The sequence below is a fragment of the Aristophania sp. ESL1100 genome, from assembly GCF_058511235.1.
The window spans coordinates 784,753-800,959 of the sequence record NZ_CP196394.1; the positions used below are offsets into that span (position 1 = coordinate 784,753).

Consider the following 16,207-nt stretch of genomic DNA (forward strand, 5'->3'; position numbering starts at 1 on the left):
CACTGCGGTAAATCCATGTCCACGATCACCCGTTTTGCCCCCAGTCCCACAGGGTATCTTCATCTGGGACATATTGTCTCGGCTCTGTATGCACGGATTATGGCGGGCAATGACGGACGTTATCATGTCAGAATTGAGGATTGCGATGAGGTCCGCTGCACGGATCACTTCAAAACGATCCTGATGGATGATTTGCAGTGGCTGGGCTTATGGCCTGAAGATACAGTACGCGTCCAATCTCAGCATAAAGCAGAATATGAGAGAGTTTTAGCCGAGTTGCGCGGCCGTGGTCTGCTTTATCCCTGTTGGTGTTCCAGAAGTGACGTTGCTGAAAACGCAACGGAAAAAGCTCCTGATGGAAGCTGGGTCTATAACGGAAAATGCCGTCATCTGTCTGACGTCGCGGGGTCTCTTATAGCGCCTCAATGGCGGTTAGATATGCAGAAGGCACTGGATTGTCTTGGTGAGGAACCTGGCTGGACAGAAATAGGACACGCAGCCGGAGCAGGACACCATAAAGGAAATGCCGCTTCCTTTGGCGATATCGTGCTGGCGCGCCGGGATACAGGATTATCGTACCATCTCTGTGTAACGCATGACGATGCGCTGCAAGGTGTGACATGCGTGACAAGAGGGATGGATATTGAACCCTTAACCGGCATCCACCGCGTTTTACAGAAATTGATGAGCTGGCCTGAACCAGTTTATGCCCATCATTGCCTCGTAATGGATGGGCAGAACGGAAAAAAGCTTTCCAAACGTGATGGAGCAGCAGGCGTCCATGGTCTGAGGCAATCAGGATGGTCGGCCGTTCAGATTATGGCGCACCCGCTCGTTCAGAAAGCTCTTTCCAGTTCGCTGGCTTGATAGACTCTATGCGGGTGGGTAAGAGTGAGGGTAGGTGATGTTTCTTGATGGCCCCGGTGGTTGAGGATTGCCTCTTATCCCGCAGCCAGTCAATAGGAGCGGAACGATAAAAGCGCCTAAAAACAGTAAGTGACTGAACTTCATAACATCATCCTTCAGGGTTGTTTTTGTGCTGGCTGAGGGCAAAAATCCATTTTTCGGCTTGAAGTTTTACATTTTGCGGGGCGGTTCCCCCTTCGCTGACGCGTGAAGCGAGCGATGAATCCACGCTCAGAACTGAGTAGATCTCCTGAGTAATTCCAGGTTCTACAGCCTGCATTTCAGGTAATGTCAGCTCAGAAAGGTCACACTGTTTTTTCTCTGCGATGCTGACCAGTGTTCCTGTAATATGGTGTGCTGTGCGGAACGGGACACGTAAAACACGTACCAGCCAGTCAGCAAGGTCAGTCGCGGTTGAAAAACCAGCCCCAGCAAGCTCTCTCATACGTTTTTCATTGGGTTTGAGATCGCGGATCATACCTTCCATGGCGGCAAGAGACAGGGTAATGGCGCGGGTCGCATCAAAGACAGGCTCCTTATCTTCCTGCGTGTCCTTGGCATAGGCGAGGGGGAGCCCCTTCATTACGGTTAGCAGACCGATAAAGTCTCCCATAATCCGGCCAATTTTCGCTCTAACCAGTTCAGCAGCATCCGGGTTGCGTTTTTGCGGCATAATGGATGAGCCAGTGGTGAAACTGTCTGACAGGCTGATAAAATTGAAAGCAGCCGACGTCCATTGCACAATTTCTTCGGCCAGGCGAGAAAGATGCATGGCTTCAATAGAGAGCGCTGACAGATAATCCAGCGCAAAATCACGATCTGACACGGCATCGAGAGAGTTGGCAGTCGGACGGTCAAACCCCAGACTTTGCGCTGTCATCTGCCGGTCGATGGGGAAAGACGTTCCTGCAAGAGCGGCAGATCCCAGAGGGCATTCATTAAGCCTTTTGCGCCCGTCTTTCAGACGGGATACGTCACGTGCGAGCATTTCGACATAGGCCAGAAGGTGATGACCGAATGTGACAGGCTGGGCAACCTGTAGATGCGTAAAGCCAGGCATCGGCACAGCGTGATAGGTGAGGGCCTGACGTGCCAGTGTGAGCATCAGATTTTCTGTCTGGGCGATAATGTCATCAGTGGCCTGACGGACCCAGAGGCGGAAATCTGTTGCAACCTGATCATTGCGGGACCGTGCTGTATGAAGGCGCTTGCCGGCTTCACCAATTTTTTCGGCCAGTCGGGCTTCGATATTCATATGAATATCTTCGAGCGCATCAGAAAACTCAAATCGTCCAGCCTCAATATCCTGAGCAATTTCATTCAGGCCCTGGCGAATCTGCTCTTCTTCCTGTTCTGTTAAAAGCCCGACTTTGCAGAGCATGGCAGCATGAGCGAGCGAGCCCTGAATATCCTGGCGCCATAATTGCCGGTCAAAACCGATTGAGGCATTGATTTCGCCCATAATCGCAGCAGGACCGCCCGAAAATCTTCCTCCCCATTGGGCATTTTTTGAAGAAGAAGCGATATTATTTTCAGTTTTTTTATGCGTCATGGTGCCCGATAATACTGACAGAAAAGAACAGATAGTGGTTATAATAGCGCCAGATTGAGTGAGTGGCCAAGTGATGATGACATATTTCAACCAGATAAAGGCGAAGTTCGGTCACTGAAGGGAACATTCTGAAAGGGAAGAAAAGTGAGTTTTTTGAGCGATCAGGATCCGGCTCCTTTTGTGAAAAAACAAAGTTCCTCTGAAAGTGTTTTTATTCTCGTCAGTGACCATGCCGGGCGCCACGTTCCGCAAAAATTGGGCACTATGGGTGTGAGCGAGGAAGACTGGAACCGTCACATTGCCAGTGACCTGGGCATAAAAGAAGTGGGTCATCGTCTCCATGACCTTTTGGGCGCCCCCTTGATTGAGCAGGTTTATTCCAGACTGGTGATTGATTGTAACCGTTCTCCGGGACATCCAACTTCCATACCATCAGTGAGTGACCACACGGTGGTGGAAGCCAATCAGTCGCTTTCACCTGAGGAACGACGAATACGAGAAGAGGCTATTCTGCATCCCTATCATGCTGTGATTGAAGAAGCGCTTGAGCAGAGGAGCCACAAAGAAACGGTTCTGGTATCGCTTCATAGTTTTACGCCTGTCATGAACGGTGTCCGCAGGCCGTGGCATGTTGGACTTCTGCATGATCATGACTCGTTAAGCGCTGAGATCATGATAGAATTGATGCGGAAAGAAGGGTTATGTGTAGGTGATAACGAACCCTATGTTCTGAGCACTATCAATGATTATACGGTCCCTTACCATGCGGCGGAACGGGCTATGCCGGCTCTTGAAATAGAAATCAGGCAGGATCTTATTGCTGATTGTGAAGGTCAGAAAGAATGGGCAGAGCGTCTTGCGCGCTTATTGCCTCTTTATTGGGATGAAAGACAAAAAAGGAAGAATGCTGAATGAATGGAAAGACACAATTAGCGGGCGTGACAGGATGGCCCGTTGCTCATTCGCGTTCTCCTTTAATTCATAATTACTGGTGTGAGAAATATGGGCTGAATGCAGCCTATGTGCCGTTGCCTGTTGCCCCAGGGGAGGTTGAAACTGCTTTGAGAGGTTTGGCTGCCGCTGGCTTTAAAGGCGTGAATGTGACGATCCCCCATAAGGAAGCGGCTTTTTCTCTCTGTGATGAACTGACTCTGACAGCACAACGCGCAGGGGCCGCTAATACGCTTTTATTTGAAAATGGGCGTATCATCGGGGATTGCACGGACGGCACAGGATTTTGTGAAAATGTTCTGGCTCATACGGGCCGTCTTGAAGGAACCGCTCTTGTTCTCGGGGCTGGGGGCGCCGCACGGGCAGTGATTGCGTCCCTGTTGGACAGAGGATTGAAGGTACTTATCACGAATCGTTCCCGTGAGAGGGCTGAAGGGTTGGTTAAAGCCTTACAGGGCGGGCACGTTATTGAGTGGGATGAATGGCCTTCTCATCTTGCTGGGGCGTCACTTCTGGTCAATGCAACCTCTTTGGGTATGCATGGTGCTGCGTCACTTGAGTGGGATCAATGCCTTGCAAAGGCGTCACCAGAACTCTGTGTTGCCGATATTGTTTATACACCGAGGGAGACACCTCTGATTCTTGCCGCACAAAAGAAAGGTCTGAAGACTGTCGACGGTCTGGGTATGCTGGTCTGCCAGGCGGTTGAAGGTTTTCGTCTCTGGTTTGGTGTAAAACCTGAAATGGATGAAATACTGATTCAGCGTCTTGTCGATGATTTAAATCAGAAATCGTAAGGATTTTCCCGGTAATGCAGGTGATCGGTCTTACAGGGGGGATGGCTGCGGGAAAAAGCACCGTTGCGGATTTTTTCCGTCAGTTTCATATTCCGGTGTTCGATGCTGATCTTTGTGTGAAATCACTTCAGGCCCCTTACGGGAAGGCGCTTCCTTTACTGGCAAAACAGTTTCCCGCAGTTGTGCAGGATCATTGCCTTGACCGGGGTCTGTTGCGAAAACATCTTCTTGATCATCCAGAGGATTTAAAAAAGCTCGAGGCCATCATGCACCCTCTGGTCCGGCGCGAAAGAGAGGCTTTTATCCGGTCGTGCCGGCGGCAGGGGCGGAAATTCTGCGTCATTGATGTCCCTCTTTTATGGGAGAGCGGGTCTGACAAGGAATGTGACAGAATTATCGTTGTATCAGCTCCTTTGAGAGTGCGTCTTGAACGTTTGCAAAGGCGTTTTGAGAAAGAAAAGAAAATGTCTGTCAAAGAAGCACGTCATTTTATGAAACGACAACTTCCTGAAGCGATTAAACGTAACCGGGCTGATAAGATCATCCAGACAGGTTTCTCCCGCGGCCGGGCGTTGCGCCAGACCGTGTCTTTGATAAAAGAACTGCATAATCCTCATTTTCGCCGCACTGAAAAGGTTTAAGAGACTCATGGTCCGTTCCATACTTTTTGATACAGAAACGACTGGTCTTGATCCTGAAACAGGCGACCGGGTTATTGAGATTGCCGCTCTGGAGCTTGAGAATGATCTGCGCACAGGGAAATATTTTCATGTTCTGATTGATCCTGAACGTGATATCCCGCCAGAAGCGACCAAAGTTCATGGTTTTACGCGGGAAGACCTTTTGGGAAAGCCGAAATTCGCTGAGATTGCTGACGAATTTCTGGCTTTTATCGCTGATGATAAAATGATCGCCCATAATGCAAAGTTTGACTTTGGCTTTATTAATGCCGAGCTTAAACGATGTGGCAGGCAGATTCTGGATTATCAAAGTCGTGCGGTTGATACGGTTATCATGGCGCGCAGAAAATATCCCGGGATGCCGGCAAGCCTTGATGCGTTATGCCGCCGGTTCGGGATCGATCTTTCTGAGCGCGGTACCCATAATGCCTTGCTCGACTGCCGTCTTTTATCTGATGTCTATATAGAACTTATCGGCGGTCGCCAGAGAGGACTGGGCCTTGCAGGGATGGAGCGGCAGGAAAGTGGCGCCAGTCGCCTGACCATCAAACGCCAGAGTTACGACCGCGTGCCTCGCCCCATGGCAGAGCCGGATGAGGAGACGCTGGTCCGCCATAGCGAATTTCTCAAAACCGTTACGGATCCACTTTGGGCCAGAGAAGGGTGAAAATACTTTTCATCACGTCCCATAGGCTGGGAGATGTTGTCATTTCCACAGCGCTACTGTCATCCTTGCTTGAACGTTTCCCTTCAGCTCATTTTACGATCGTCTGTGGTTCACAAAATACGACGCTTTTTGAAAATTTCCCACGTTGTGAACGTCTGATCGGCATGGATAAGCAAAAATATAATCTTCATTGGATCAGGCTGTGGAGACGGATCGTTTTTCATAACTGGTTCATGGTTGTCGATCTTCGTTCTTCTATCATCAGCTGCGCTTTATGGAGTCGCAAGCGCTATGGTGTCAAAGGTGGACGCAGACCGGGATTGAAAATTCTTCAGCAGGCTCACTCACTTGGGTTTCAAAAAGCCTCTCTGCCTCGCGTATGGCTGAAGAAAGAGACCATGGAAAAAGCACGTGGTTTCTTCCCTGCCGGGGAAAAATGGCTTGCTCTGGCGCCGACAGCCGGGACTGCCTATAAAATGTGGCCTGCTGAAAATTTCATAAAAATCGGGCGCCTTTTTCTGGAACAAGGCTATAAAATCCTCGTGCTTTATGGTGCTGGAGAAACTGAGCGGAATGGCGCATTGCCCCTTCTGAAACAGTTGCCGTGCCATGATTATGGGGGAGGGCGGGCGCTGTCTGACGTTGCGGCGTCTCTTGCCTGCTGTTCTCTCTTTATCGGTAATGATTCGGGTCTGATGCATTTATCCGGCGCTGTCGGAACGCCGACACTCGGATTGTTCGGCCCCAGTAGAGCTTCACAATATGCGCCATCAGGTGTCTCAGCCATGGCTCTTTCGGCCCCAGGGGAAGAGGGCAAAGGAATTATGAGCCATATTGGTGTTGATGAGGTTTTTGGCTCAGCCCGGCTTCTGTTAAAACAATTTTATGAAAAAACCACGTCCTTTCCGGTTGAAGGGCAGGCCCTCTTGAATGAAGGAGAACCGCATTATGCATTATGATCTGATCCTGCGTCACGGGACGTGTGTATTCCCGTGGGGAGAGGTGAAAGCCGATATTGGTGTCAAAGGCCAGCGTATTGCCTCTCTGAATGTGGGCGTTGCCGATGAGGCCGATCAGGTGATTGATGCGTCTCATCTCCATATTCTGCCAGGTCTTATGGATGCGCAGGTCCATTTTCGTGATCCGGGCAAGCCCGATGTTGAAACTATTGAAACCGGGACACGCGCTGCTGCCCTTGGTGGTCTGGCCAGTGTGATGGATATGCCCAATACCAATCCGGCTGTGACAGATTCCGTCATGCTGGAATGGAAGCGCAATCATATTAATCAGGTCGCCAATATTGATGTGGGGATCTATGTCGGGGCCACGCGTGAAAATGCGCCTTATCTTGCAGAGCTTGAGGAGGAAGCAGGCGTTTGTGCCGTAAAGGTTTTCGCAGGGTCATCGACCGGTTCTCTCATGGTTGAAAGTGATGAGGGGATCGAGGCTGTGCTTCGTTCCGGTCACCGTCGTGTCGCTTTCCATGCGGAGGACGAATATCGCCTCAGAGAAAGAAAGCCGCTTTTTCAGAAAGGTCAGCCTTACGCCATGCATGCTGAATGGCGTGACGTGGAATGTGCCTTGCGTGCGACAAAACGTATTGTAACGTTGGCGCATAAAACGGGGCGCCCTGTCCATATTCTCCATGTTTCAACGGCAGAGGAGCTGGAATTTCTGGCAGGCCAGCGTGACGTTGCCTCAGTAGAGCTACTGGCCAATCATCTGACACTGGTCGGGCCGGAATGTTATGAACGGCTTGGTGGGCTTGCTGTCATGAACCCGCCTATTCGTGACGAGCGTCATCATCAGGCTTTGTGGGCCGCTTTACGTGAAGGGCGGGTGGATGTGGTCTCCTCTGACCATGCGCCTCATCCATTGGCGGCGAAAAAACTGCCCTGGCTGGAATGTCCATCAGGCATGACCGGTGTGCAGACGATTGTTCCACTGATGTTAAACCACGTAAATGCCGGGCGCCTGTCGCTTTCCCATCTGGTCGACGTCATGGCCGCAGGGCCTGCCCGTATTTATGGGATTTCGACTAAAGGGCGGCTGGCCGTTGGTTATGATGCCGATTTTACGCTGGTCGATCTTAAAAAAGAACGGACCATCACCAATGACTGGATCGTCTCTCCTGTCGGGTGGACACCTTATGACGGTGTTTCAGTGAAAGGATGGCCAGTGGGGACAATCGTCCGCGGTCATGTGGTCATGCGTGATGATGAAATCGTGTCCGCCAATCAGGGAAAAACGATGTCGTTTCTGCCCTGATTCTGAAAGGAAAAAACTCAGGGGAGCTCTCTTCCTTCCAGAAAGCCGTGCATAAGGTAATGAGAGAGAGGGCCCGCCCCATAAACATGCGTATCGGGGTGCCTCGCAAGATAACGTTGGGCATCCCACAGGCGGATAGTGTCGGCAGTACGAATCATGACACCGCTCCCTTCAAAATAGAGCTGAACGTCCTTGTCATAAATATGCCGATACTCTTCCTCATCCAACAGAAGGGAGCGGACCAGATGCCCTCCCGGCCGGGAGAGGCGTTCATGTTCACGTAATTTTTCTTCATCTGTCACATCGTCAAGTTCAAGGCTCAGTTTGGCACGACAGGTGGCCTGCATTTCCTCATAAGGGCGGTTGTGAAAATGAAGATAGGTGAATTTTGTAGGGGCCTGGCCTGCAACTTCCATAGAGGCGGGAAAATGATGCCCGTCATCAATGACAGCACCGCATCTGGACGGGACAAAGCCTTTCGGAAAAAGCCTGTTGGGAGAGAACCATCCTGGCTGCAAAGGCACATTAAAAAGAGAGGGGGTGATTAAAAAACCGCTGCGCTGTCCTCTTAACCGGTCAAATTCAGCCAGGATTTTTTTCTTGTCGATTGAAAGGCCGGATGGCGTAAAAACTGCCAGGAGCTCATCGCAATCAACAGGGAGAGCAAAATCATAGTCACTATCCTTATCAAGTGAACTGATCAGGTTGGTAAAGTGACGGCCTTTATGCTGGAAATCTTCGGCTTTGGTGAAATTTCGTTCAATGAGGGCCCCTCTATATTCCGCCTCATTGAGCAAGGACAGGCTATATGGGTCAGTGGAGCCATTATCGAGGATGATAAGGTTATGCGTGCCAAAAATGTGGCTATAGTGGGCAAGCCAACGGGCCAGAAAGGGGCCCTCGTTTTTTTGCATCATTAGAATTTTAACCACTGGCATTGTCATAAAACCTGTTTTTATCAATGAAATTGCTTTCAGGTTGTTTGCTGAAAGCAAATTGTCACGTATGCTTGCATCAATTTGACAGATGATCCAGCGGGAAAGCAGTGTGACTGACGATTTTATTCAGGAAATGCAGGAAGAACAGCGTAGAGAACGCCTAGTACAGGCCGCACGCCGTTTTGGTATTGTTGCTGTTGTATTTGTTATCCTTATATTTGCCGGTGGCGGCGTTTGGTTCTGGCACCATCACAGCGTGATAAAAGCGGAAGAAAAAGCGTCTGTACGCTATTTTGAGGCTCTTCGTCTGGTTTCCCCTCCATCAGGAGAGGCTGATTCCGCTGGTCCGTCACACAGAAAGCAGGCAGAAGCTCTTTTTGAAGAACTTGCCGATAAAGCTCCTGATGGGATCAAGGCTTATGCCATGATGAGACTGGCTGATCTCAAAAAAGAGGATGGTGATGATAAAACCGCTCTGTCTCTTTGGGCAAAGGTCGAATCAGATAAAAATGCGGAATCCGTTTTAAAGGATATGGCTCTTTATCTTTCCCTGAATGCCCAGATGGGAAAGAAACCTAACTCTGAACTGAGAAAAGGCTATGAGTCACTCATAAAAAAAGGGGGAGGTTTTGCCTCTCTGGCCCGAGAAGGGATCGTAGCTCTTGACCTGGGGCCTGATAATACGGCAGATCAGCGCAAGGAAGCGAAAAGATTATTGATTGAAATTCAGACTTCAGCTGATACCAGTGATGCTCTGCGCCAGAGGGCCGGGTTGCTCTTGAGGACTTTGGGGGATGTCAAATGATGCTGCGTGATTTTTTCCATCGAACTGTTACTGATACGTCTCCTGTCATCAAAGGAGAGCCAGATAGAAAAGCGTCTCTTTTCAGTCGGCGCAATCTTCTGAAAATGGCGTGCTCTGCGGGTGCTATAACGGGGCTTGGCGGGTGTGACCTCTTCAGCAGTGATGAGAAAAAAACGAGAGCAATCGGCCATCGTCTGGATGTGCTTTCAACAGGGGCAGGGCTGAGCGTTGCCCATAATGAGCAAAGCGCCTTTACCTTACCACCCGTTGAGGACGTGCATGAATGGACCATGGACGGTCGGGATACCTCTCATAAGGCTGTGAATGCCCGTTGGGATGCCGCAACAAAACCGGAGTGGAAACGCTCGGTCGGGCCTGAGGTCAACCCTGTCAGCTTTTTGTCCATGGTGCTCTTTTTCCCCAATAACCGTGGGGCCTTGCAGTCGCCTCCTGTAATCGGTAATGGCCGGATATTTGTGGTTGACGCACAAGGTGCCGTGCATGCTTTCTCATGGCCTGGCAGGCATCCTCTCTGGACGCGCCAACCAGCCAAACACACACGCTCAACCAATCTCGGCGGGGGGCTCGCTCTGGTTGGGGATACGCTTTACGTCGTTGATGGCGTCGCGCAGGCATTAGCTCTTGACGTCGCCACAGGTCACATAAAATGGAGCGTTTCGACGACAACACCTGGCCGTTCTGCCCCTGTTGTGCAGGACGGGCTAATGGTTTTCATCACCATTGACCAGCGTCTTTATGCCCTGGAGGCCAAAACCGGTCGTCAGGTCTGGACCTATCAGGCAACAGACGTCAATACAGGGCTGTTCGGCGTTGCGACACCTGCTTTTGTCGATGGTGTTGTGCTTGCAGGTTTCGGCAGCGGCGAGCTCGTTGCCTTGCGTGCAACCTCTGGTGAGCTGGTCTGGAGCGACAGTCTGGGGGGCGGCAATGGCCGTGGTGGTATACTGGATTTTGCCTGCATTCGCGGAGCTCCGGTAATTGTAGACGGTACGGCTTATGCAGCCTCCATGTCCCAGGTGCTGGTGGCCATTGATTTGAGGTCTGGCCGGCGTCTCTGGGAGCGTGAAGTAAGCAGCCAGAATCCTCTGTCCGTCTGTGGTGATTGGCTGTTTGTCTTATCACTTGATCAACAACTGGCCTGCCTTGACCGGATTTCAGGCCAGGTACGCTGGATCACACAGCTTCGTCGTTTTCAACATCAGAAAAAGCAGAAAGGTCAAATTGAGTGGGTAGGGCCTTTGCTCGTTAATAATAAGCTTGTTTGTTTCTCGTCTGTACCGAAAGAAGGTATGGTCGTGGTTGATGCTGCAACGGGTAAGATAGAGCAGGTAAAAGATATTTCTGCTTCCTGTCAGGTGCAGCCTATTGTTTGTGATGGAAAAGTACTGACATTAAGTCAGGATGGTGTATTACGCGCCTATGGCTGAAGAAATTAAACGGGCGACAAAACGCCCGGTCGTTGTGATTGCAGGGCGCCCTAATGTTGGTAAGTCCACTTTATTTAATCGTCTGGTAGGCAGGCGCCAGGCGATCGTCTCGGATGAACCGGGCGTTACGCGTGACCGTAAGGAAGGTGATGCCCTTTTGCGCGGACGCCTGGTCCGCCTGATTGATACAGCCGGGCTTGAAGAAGCGGCACCGGAGACGTTGTTCGGGCGGATGCGCTCTTCATCCGAGCAAGGGGTTGCCCAGGCTGATCTCGTTGTTTTCTGTATTGATGCCCGGGCGGGAATTACGCCTGTTGATGCTCATTTTGCCAGCTGGTTGAGAAAACAGAACCGCCCGGTATTGCTTGTTGCCAATAAGGCTGAAGGTAAAGCCGGGACGGAAGCAGCTCTTGAAGCCTATTCTCTGGGTCTTGGAACACCTCTGGCACTCTCTGCCGAGCATGGTGAGGGAATCGCCGATCTCATGAGTGAGATTGTTGAGCGTCTGCCCCCGCCAGAAGAGGAAGAGCCTGAAGAGGATAAACCTCTGCGGATTGCCATTGTGGGACGGCCTAATGCGGGTAAGTCCACCTTGCTCAACAGCCTTCTTGGTGAAGAACGCATGATTACAGGGCCCGAAGCAGGGCTCACGCGCGATTCTGTGAGTGTCTTTATTGAAGATGAGCACGGCAGGATTGAAGTTGTTGATACAGCAGGAATGAGAAAAAGAGCCCGTGTTGATCAGGGGCTCGAGCGGATGTCTGTTTCAGCCTCGATTGAGGCATTGAAAATGGCGGAAGTCGTCGTTCTTGTTCTTGATGCAACCAGAGGGGTTGATGAGCAGGACCTGCAGATTGCACGATTAATTGAACGTGAAGGTCGTGCTTGTATACTAGCTCTTAACAAGTGGGATGCGATAGAGGATCGTAAGAAGACACGCACCGTCATTATGGACAGGATTGAGTCTTCTCTTGCGCAAATGCGTGGAATCACAGTTGTAACTTTCTCTGCCTTGACAGGAGAGGGCCTCTCCCGCCTGATTCCTGCTGTCAGACAGGCTAGTGAAGTGTGGAATGCCCGTGTTGGCACAAGCGATTTAAACCGTTGGTTTGAGGAGGCTCTTGAGCGGCACCAACCCCCATTGGTTGATGGAAGGCGATTAAAGTTACGCTATATCACTCAGGTCAAATCCCGTCCGCCGACCTTTGTTATTTTCGGCACGAGAGTTGAGCAGCTGCCTGAAGGATATAAACGCTATCTGGTGAATGGGATCAGAGAAGTTTTCCATCTGCCGGGTGTGCCTATAAGGCTGCAACTGAGAGGAACGCGCAATCCATATTCGACCCAGGACAAGAAATAAGATTTCAGACGAAATTTTATAGATCTGGTTGGTTAGCCCGTATGAAGTCAATTGCCTGAACTTCATAACCACGTGCCTTGGGAGATAAATTATGGTGGGTACGCAAAAGATGTCTCTTCCTCAAGGGGAAGGGACGTCATCAAGCGGAAAAGGACGCGGTATCGCTCTGGCTTTGATCGCCGGTATGGCCGGATTGATGTTCGGTCTCGATACAGGGGTTATTGCAGGCGCCCTTCCTTTTATCGCTAAATATTTTCATGCCGGAGATGCCAGTCAGGGATGGATTGTGAGCACGATGATGGCGGGAGCCGTTATCGGGTCGGCCACTGCTGGGAAAATATCGCTGCAATTTGGGCGCACAGGCGCAATGTTCCTCGCAGCGATCCTCTTTGTGATTGGCACAATTTTATGTGCTCTGGCGCCTATTGTAACGGTTATGTACGTTGGTCGTATATTTCTGGGGCTTGCTGTCGGAATAGCTGCTTTCGCAGCGCCTCTCTATATTTCAGAAATTACGATTGAGTCTGCGCGCGGCGCCATGATTGCTTTCTATCAGTTAATGGTGACGGTAGGGATTTTCCTGGCTTTTGTCTCAGATGGCATTTTATCAAAAGGGGGCCATTGGCGCTGGATGCTGGGGATTATGGTAGTCCCGGCCATTCTTTTTATGGTGTCTGTCCGTCTTTTGCCTCAAAGTCCGCGTTGGCTGGTCATGAAGGGGCAAAGTGAAAGAGCGCGTAAAGTCTTATACATGCTGCGTTCTGATAAAGAGCTTGCCGATGAAGAGCTGAAGGGGATTCAGTCCCGCCTGGAAAAAAATCACGAACCAGGACTTACCTTATTTCGCGATAACAGGAATTTTCGCCGGTCTGTTGCTCTTGGTTTGATGTTGCAGATTTTTCAGCAATTAACAGGGATTAATGCCCTGCTTTATTACGCTCCCCGCGTGTTCCAGGCAGCTCATTTTGGTACCTATGCAGCCGTTTGGGCAACGTCGCTTGTAGGGTTGGTCAATATGCTTTCTACAGGTGTTGCGATTATCTATTCAGATCGCTGGGGAAGAAAGCCACTCCTGATTACAAGCTGTGTCATCATGGTTGTTTCTCTTCTTGGTGCTGCTGCCATTCTGGGTAGTGGAACAGACAGCGTGGTTCTGGAGAGCATTCTGTGCGGCCTTATTTTATTCTTTGTGGCAGGGTTCGCGATCGGGGCTGGCCCACTGGTCTGGACCTTATGTTCGGAGGTCCAGCCAACCAGTGGCCGTGATTTCGGCATTGCCTGTTCTACATTGATGAACTGGGCTGCCAACATGGTTATTTCAGCTATTTTCCCCATAGTAATGGGAAAAATTGGCGGAAGCATGACCTTTGTTATTTTTGCCCTCTGTAATGGTGTTTTTATTTTATTTACGATCTTCTATGTGCCTGAGACAAAGGGCGTCACTTTGGAGAAGATTGAGAGCAATCTATACGCAGGCAAAGCACTGCGTCATCTAGGAGACTGAAATACATATGCAGGCAGAAAAGGCCGATGATCTTCAGGAGGAATACGACCCCCTCCGACATGCCGGGCTTTATGGAGCGCGGCGTTTTAAGGCTATGTCAGCCGTTCTGCTTGCTCTTTTGCTTTCAGTTCTTGATTACGCAATTGCCAATGTTGCCTTGCCGACGATCGCCAGTGACCTCCATTCGGATCCCTCACGGGCGATCTGGGTTGTCAATGCCTACCAGCTTGCCAGTCTTTCATTTGTGCTCCCCCTGGCAGCTATTGGTGCGCGGATTGGTTTCGGGCGCATGTACCAGTTCGGGATAGCGCTTTTCATCGTTGCTTCGGTTTTTTGTGCCCTGTCGCAGAACATGCTGGAGCTTGCTCTTTCCCGTGCCCTTCAAGGGGTAGGGGGATCCTGCATTATGAGCGTTAATATCGCTCTGGTGCGCTTTATTTATCCGCATAAATATCTGGGAAAAGGGATCGCGCTGAACGGCTTTTTTGTCGGGCTTGGCGTGAGTATTGGGCCGACCATCGGGTCTTTTATTCTCAGTGTCGCCTCATGGAACTGGATTTTCTGGATCAATCTGCCTCTTGGAGCTGTTGCCTTATTTCTGTCCTGGCTGGAACTGCCGAAAACACCGCGTAGTCAGGTAAAAATTGATTATCAGGGCTCGTTATTGACGGTTCTCTCTTTCGCGACCCTGGGGGTGGGGATTGACGGGCTCATGCATGAGGATTTTGCCCTGGGCACGTCCTTAACCTGTTTAAGTGTGATCAGCTGGTACTGTCTGATAAAATGGCAGAAAAATCGTGAAGAACCCATCGTTCCTCTGGATATCCTGAAAAGACGTCCTTTTTTCATTGCCTGTTTTGTCAGTTATTGTGGTTTTATCGCCTCTAATCTTTATATTGTGGCGATGCCTTTTACATTGGCAGACGCATTTCATAAAAATCCTGCGACTGTTGGTCTTCTGATCGCGCCATGGGCTGTCGGAACGGCCTCCATGTCTTATGTGATCGGGCATTTTTCAGATCGTTTTTCGGCGTCTTTCCTGTCTTCCCTGGGGCTCTTGATTACGGCGATAGGCTTTGTCCTTTTATGGGCTCTTCCGCTGGATGCCTCCAACATGGATATCGCCTGGCGGACCTTATTGGCTGGATGGGGGTTTGGCATGTTCCAGCCTCCCAATAACCGTGCCATTATGGTGACGGCGCCAGTCGGGCGTGAAGGAAGTGCGAGTGGGATGCTTTCAGTTGCTCGCCTGGGAGGGCAGACCTCGGGTGCCTTGATTGTTGCGGGAATGTTTACAATTTTCCCTCATCCCGCCTTTATCTGCCTGGGCGCAGCAGCCCTTGTGGCTCTTTTCGGGGCAGGGCTGAGTGCCGGGCGTTCTCTGTTGCAGGGGCGCAGGGTTTCACTGTCCTAAGCGAGGCGCCCTAATATAAAGGCCAAAGCAAGCAATAAGCCGGCAGGTACATTCTGCCGGAAGGCCTTCAGGCAGGCAGGGGCATTATAGGGATCAAGGGTAACAGCCTGCCTTGTTAGCAGAATGGTTGCAGGAATAAATCCCAGATAAAATAAAGGGTGCAGTCCGGCACTACTGGCAGAAAGAAAGAAGAGAAACAGAGCCGTCCCGTAACATCCACCCACAAATGAGCGTGCTTTATGCTGCATTTTCAATGAGGTGGATTTAACCCCGATGCGGGCGTCATCTTCCATATCCTGAAAGCCATAAACCGTGTCGAAACCGAGCTGCCAGAGAATAACGCCGCCATAAAGTGTGAGGCCGACCGCATCGAGGCGCCCTTCACTGGCGGCGTAACCCATAGGGGCACCAAAGCCAAATGTGAATCCCATAACGAGTTGGGGCCACCAGGTCAGGCGTTTTGCAGTGGGATAAAAGGCGACAAGAAGCAGGGCAATCGGGGTCAGGAGCCAGCAGATTTCAGGAAGTGCCAGCAATATACAGAAACTGAGCATCAAAAGAATAATGAGCAGGGCTATCCCCTGTTTGACACTTAAAGCGCCACTGGCCAGCGGCCTATGAGCGGTACGGGCAACCTGGGCATCGATTTTGCGGTCCCATAAATCATTAACGACACATCCGGCAGACCGCATGAGAAGAGAGCCGAGAGCAAAGAGAAGAACATTAAAAACCCGGTCCCACAGAGTACTGTTCTGAGCCAGAAAAATCCCGAAAACGCCTGGCAGGAAAAGAAGCCATGTGCCTACAGGCCGGTCCAGCCTGGCAAGCAGGGCGTAAGAACGCCATGGTTCAGGAAGCTTGGCGATAAAGCCGTTCAGACGAATATCTGTATGTGGGGCCTGGGGAAGCATTGTTAT

General features: G+C 50.7%; 16 protein-coding genes. 12 read left to right on the forward strand and 4 right to left on the reverse strand.

Going from position 1 to position 16,207, the window contains the following annotated elements:
- Window positions 1-15 precede the first annotated feature (15 nt).
- Window positions 16-867: a tRNA glutamyl-Q(34) synthetase GluQRS gene (gene gluQRS / locus ACSYSY_RS03875; RefSeq protein ID WP_491707986.1), complete on the forward strand. Its 852-nt coding sequence runs from the start codon at window positions 16-18 to the stop codon at window positions 865-867.
- 148 nt (window positions 868-1,015) lie between these two features.
- Here gluQRS and argH read toward each other — a convergent pair whose 3' ends face one another.
- On the reverse strand, window positions 1,016-2,458 hold the full coding sequence (gene argH / locus ACSYSY_RS03880; RefSeq protein ID WP_491707987.1) for an argininosuccinate lyase: 1,443 nt from the start codon (window positions 2,456-2,458) through the stop codon (window positions 1,016-1,018).
- On the reverse strand, window positions 2,448-2,573 hold the full coding sequence (locus ACSYSY_RS03885) for a hypothetical protein (RefSeq protein WP_491707988.1): 126 nt from the start codon (window positions 2,571-2,573) through the stop codon (window positions 2,448-2,450). Before ACSYSY_RS03885 ends, argH begins: the two co-directional genes overlap by 11 nt.
- 38 nt (window positions 2,574-2,611) lie before the next feature.
- Here ACSYSY_RS03885 and ACSYSY_RS03890 point away from each other — a divergent pair, with 38 nt between their 5' ends.
- Genes ACSYSY_RS03890 through ACSYSY_RS03915 form a run of 6 tightly spaced genes read left to right on the forward strand, consistent with a single transcriptional unit; the run spans window position 2,612 to window position 7,821 of the window.
- A complete protein-coding gene (locus tag ACSYSY_RS03890; RefSeq protein WP_491708214.1) occupies window positions 2,612-3,373 on the forward strand; it encodes an N-formylglutamate amidohydrolase in 762 nt (253 codons plus the stop codon).
- Window positions 3,370-4,206: a shikimate dehydrogenase gene (locus ACSYSY_RS03895; RefSeq protein WP_491707989.1), complete on the forward strand. Its 837-nt coding sequence runs from the start codon at window positions 3,370-3,372 to the stop codon at window positions 4,204-4,206. Before ACSYSY_RS03890 ends, ACSYSY_RS03895 begins: the two co-directional genes overlap by 4 nt.
- 14 nt (window positions 4,207-4,220) lie before the next feature.
- Window positions 4,221-4,847 carry a dephospho-CoA kinase gene (gene coaE, locus ACSYSY_RS03900; RefSeq protein WP_491707990.1) on the forward strand — a complete coding sequence of 209 codons (627 nt, stop codon included), beginning with the start codon at window positions 4,221-4,223 and terminating at the stop codon, window positions 4,845-4,847.
- A 7-nt stretch (window positions 4,848-4,854) separates the two neighbouring features.
- Window positions 4,855-5,553, forward strand: coding sequence for a DNA polymerase III subunit epsilon (dnaQ, locus tag ACSYSY_RS03905; RefSeq protein ID WP_491707991.1), 699 nt, complete (start codon window positions 4,855-4,857; stop codon window positions 5,551-5,553).
- Window positions 5,550-6,512, forward strand: coding sequence for a glycosyltransferase family 9 protein (locus ACSYSY_RS03910; RefSeq protein ID WP_491707992.1), 963 nt, complete (start codon window positions 5,550-5,552; stop codon window positions 6,510-6,512). Before dnaQ ends, ACSYSY_RS03910 begins: the two co-directional genes overlap by 4 nt.
- A complete protein-coding gene (locus ACSYSY_RS03915; RefSeq protein ID WP_491708215.1) occupies window positions 6,502-7,821 on the forward strand; it encodes a dihydroorotase in 1,320 nt (439 codons plus the stop codon). Before ACSYSY_RS03910 ends, ACSYSY_RS03915 begins: the two co-directional genes overlap by 11 nt.
- A gap of 17 nt (window positions 7,822-7,838) precedes the next feature.
- Here the strand turns inward: ACSYSY_RS03915 and ACSYSY_RS03920 are convergent, their stop codons facing one another.
- Window positions 7,839-8,765, reverse strand: a complete 927-nt coding sequence (locus ACSYSY_RS03920; protein WP_491707993.1) for a glycosyltransferase family protein — start codon at window positions 8,763-8,765, stop codon at window positions 7,839-7,841.
- Window positions 8,766-8,868: 103 nt separating this feature from the next.
- Here ACSYSY_RS03920 and ACSYSY_RS03925 point away from each other — a divergent pair, with 103 nt between their 5' ends.
- The 5 genes from ACSYSY_RS03925 to ACSYSY_RS03945 all read left to right on the forward strand — a co-directional run bounded on the left by ACSYSY_RS03925 (window position 8,869) and on the right by ACSYSY_RS03945 (window position 15,290).
- Window positions 8,869-9,564: a tetratricopeptide repeat protein gene (locus ACSYSY_RS03925; RefSeq protein ID WP_491707994.1), complete on the forward strand. Its 696-nt coding sequence runs from the start codon at window positions 8,869-8,871 to the stop codon at window positions 9,562-9,564.
- The gene (locus ACSYSY_RS03930; protein ID WP_491708216.1) at window positions 9,564-11,012 is read left to right on the forward strand and encodes a PQQ-like beta-propeller repeat protein; all 1,449 of its coding nucleotides are present in this window, start codon (window positions 9,564-9,566) and stop codon (window positions 11,010-11,012) included. Before ACSYSY_RS03925 ends, ACSYSY_RS03930 begins: the two co-directional genes overlap by 1 nt.
- On the forward strand, window positions 11,005-12,372 hold the full coding sequence (gene der / locus ACSYSY_RS03935) for a ribosome biogenesis GTPase Der (protein WP_491707995.1): 1,368 nt from the start codon (window positions 11,005-11,007) through the stop codon (window positions 12,370-12,372). Before ACSYSY_RS03930 ends, der begins: the two co-directional genes overlap by 8 nt.
- A gap of 91 nt (window positions 12,373-12,463) precedes the next feature.
- Window positions 12,464-13,876, forward strand: a complete 1,413-nt coding sequence (locus ACSYSY_RS03940) for a sugar porter family MFS transporter (RefSeq protein WP_491707996.1) — start codon at window positions 12,464-12,466, stop codon at window positions 13,874-13,876.
- A 7-nt stretch (window positions 13,877-13,883) separates the two neighbouring features.
- Window positions 13,884-15,290, forward strand: a complete 1,407-nt coding sequence (locus tag ACSYSY_RS03945; RefSeq protein WP_491707997.1) for an MFS transporter — start codon at window positions 13,884-13,886, stop codon at window positions 15,288-15,290.
- Here ACSYSY_RS03945 and ubiA read toward each other — a convergent pair.
- Complete coding sequence (gene ubiA, locus ACSYSY_RS03950) at window positions 15,287-16,201, reverse strand: 4-hydroxybenzoate octaprenyltransferase (RefSeq protein WP_491707998.1); 915 nt, start codon at window positions 16,199-16,201, stop codon at window positions 15,287-15,289. The two genes, ACSYSY_RS03945 and ubiA, sit on opposite strands and share 4 nt — an antisense overlap.
- Window positions 16,202-16,207 lie beyond the last annotated feature (6 nt).

Bases quoted from the DNA above. Each gene is read 5' to 3' on its own strand.
- gluQRS (WP_491707986.1), top strand. From the start codon at position 16: ATGTCCACGATCACCCGTTTTGCCCCCAGTCCCACAGGGTATCTTCAT.
- argH (WP_491707987.1), bottom strand. From the start codon at position 2,458: ATGACGCATAAAAAAACTGAAAATAATATCGCTTCTTCTTCAAAAAAT.
- ACSYSY_RS03895 (WP_491707989.1), top strand. From the start codon at position 3,370: ATGAATGGAAAGACACAATTAGCGGGCGTGACAGGATGGCCCGTTGCT.
- coaE (WP_491707990.1), top strand. From the start codon at position 4,221: ATGCAGGTGATCGGTCTTACAGGGGGGATGGCTGCGGGAAAAAGCACC.
- dnaQ (WP_491707991.1), top strand. From the start codon at position 4,855: ATGGTCCGTTCCATACTTTTTGATACAGAAACGACTGGTCTTGATCCT.
- ACSYSY_RS03915 (WP_491708215.1), top strand. From the start codon at position 6,502: ATGCATTATGATCTGATCCTGCGTCACGGGACGTGTGTATTCCCGTGG.
- ACSYSY_RS03920 (WP_491707993.1), bottom strand. From the start codon at position 8,765: ATGACAATGCCAGTGGTTAAAATTCTAATGATGCAAAAAAACGAGGGC.
- ACSYSY_RS03930 (WP_491708216.1), top strand. From the start codon at position 9,564: ATGCTGCGTGATTTTTTCCATCGAACTGTTACTGATACGTCTCCTGTC.
- der (WP_491707995.1), top strand. From the start codon at position 11,005: ATGGCTGAAGAAATTAAACGGGCGACAAAACGCCCGGTCGTTGTGATT.
- ACSYSY_RS03940 (WP_491707996.1), top strand. From the start codon at position 12,464: ATGGTGGGTACGCAAAAGATGTCTCTTCCTCAAGGGGAAGGGACGTCA.
- ACSYSY_RS03945 (WP_491707997.1), top strand. From the start codon at position 13,884: ATGCAGGCAGAAAAGGCCGATGATCTTCAGGAGGAATACGACCCCCTC.
- ubiA (WP_491707998.1), bottom strand. From the start codon at position 16,201: ATGCTTCCCCAGGCCCCACATACAGATATTCGTCTGAACGGCTTTATC.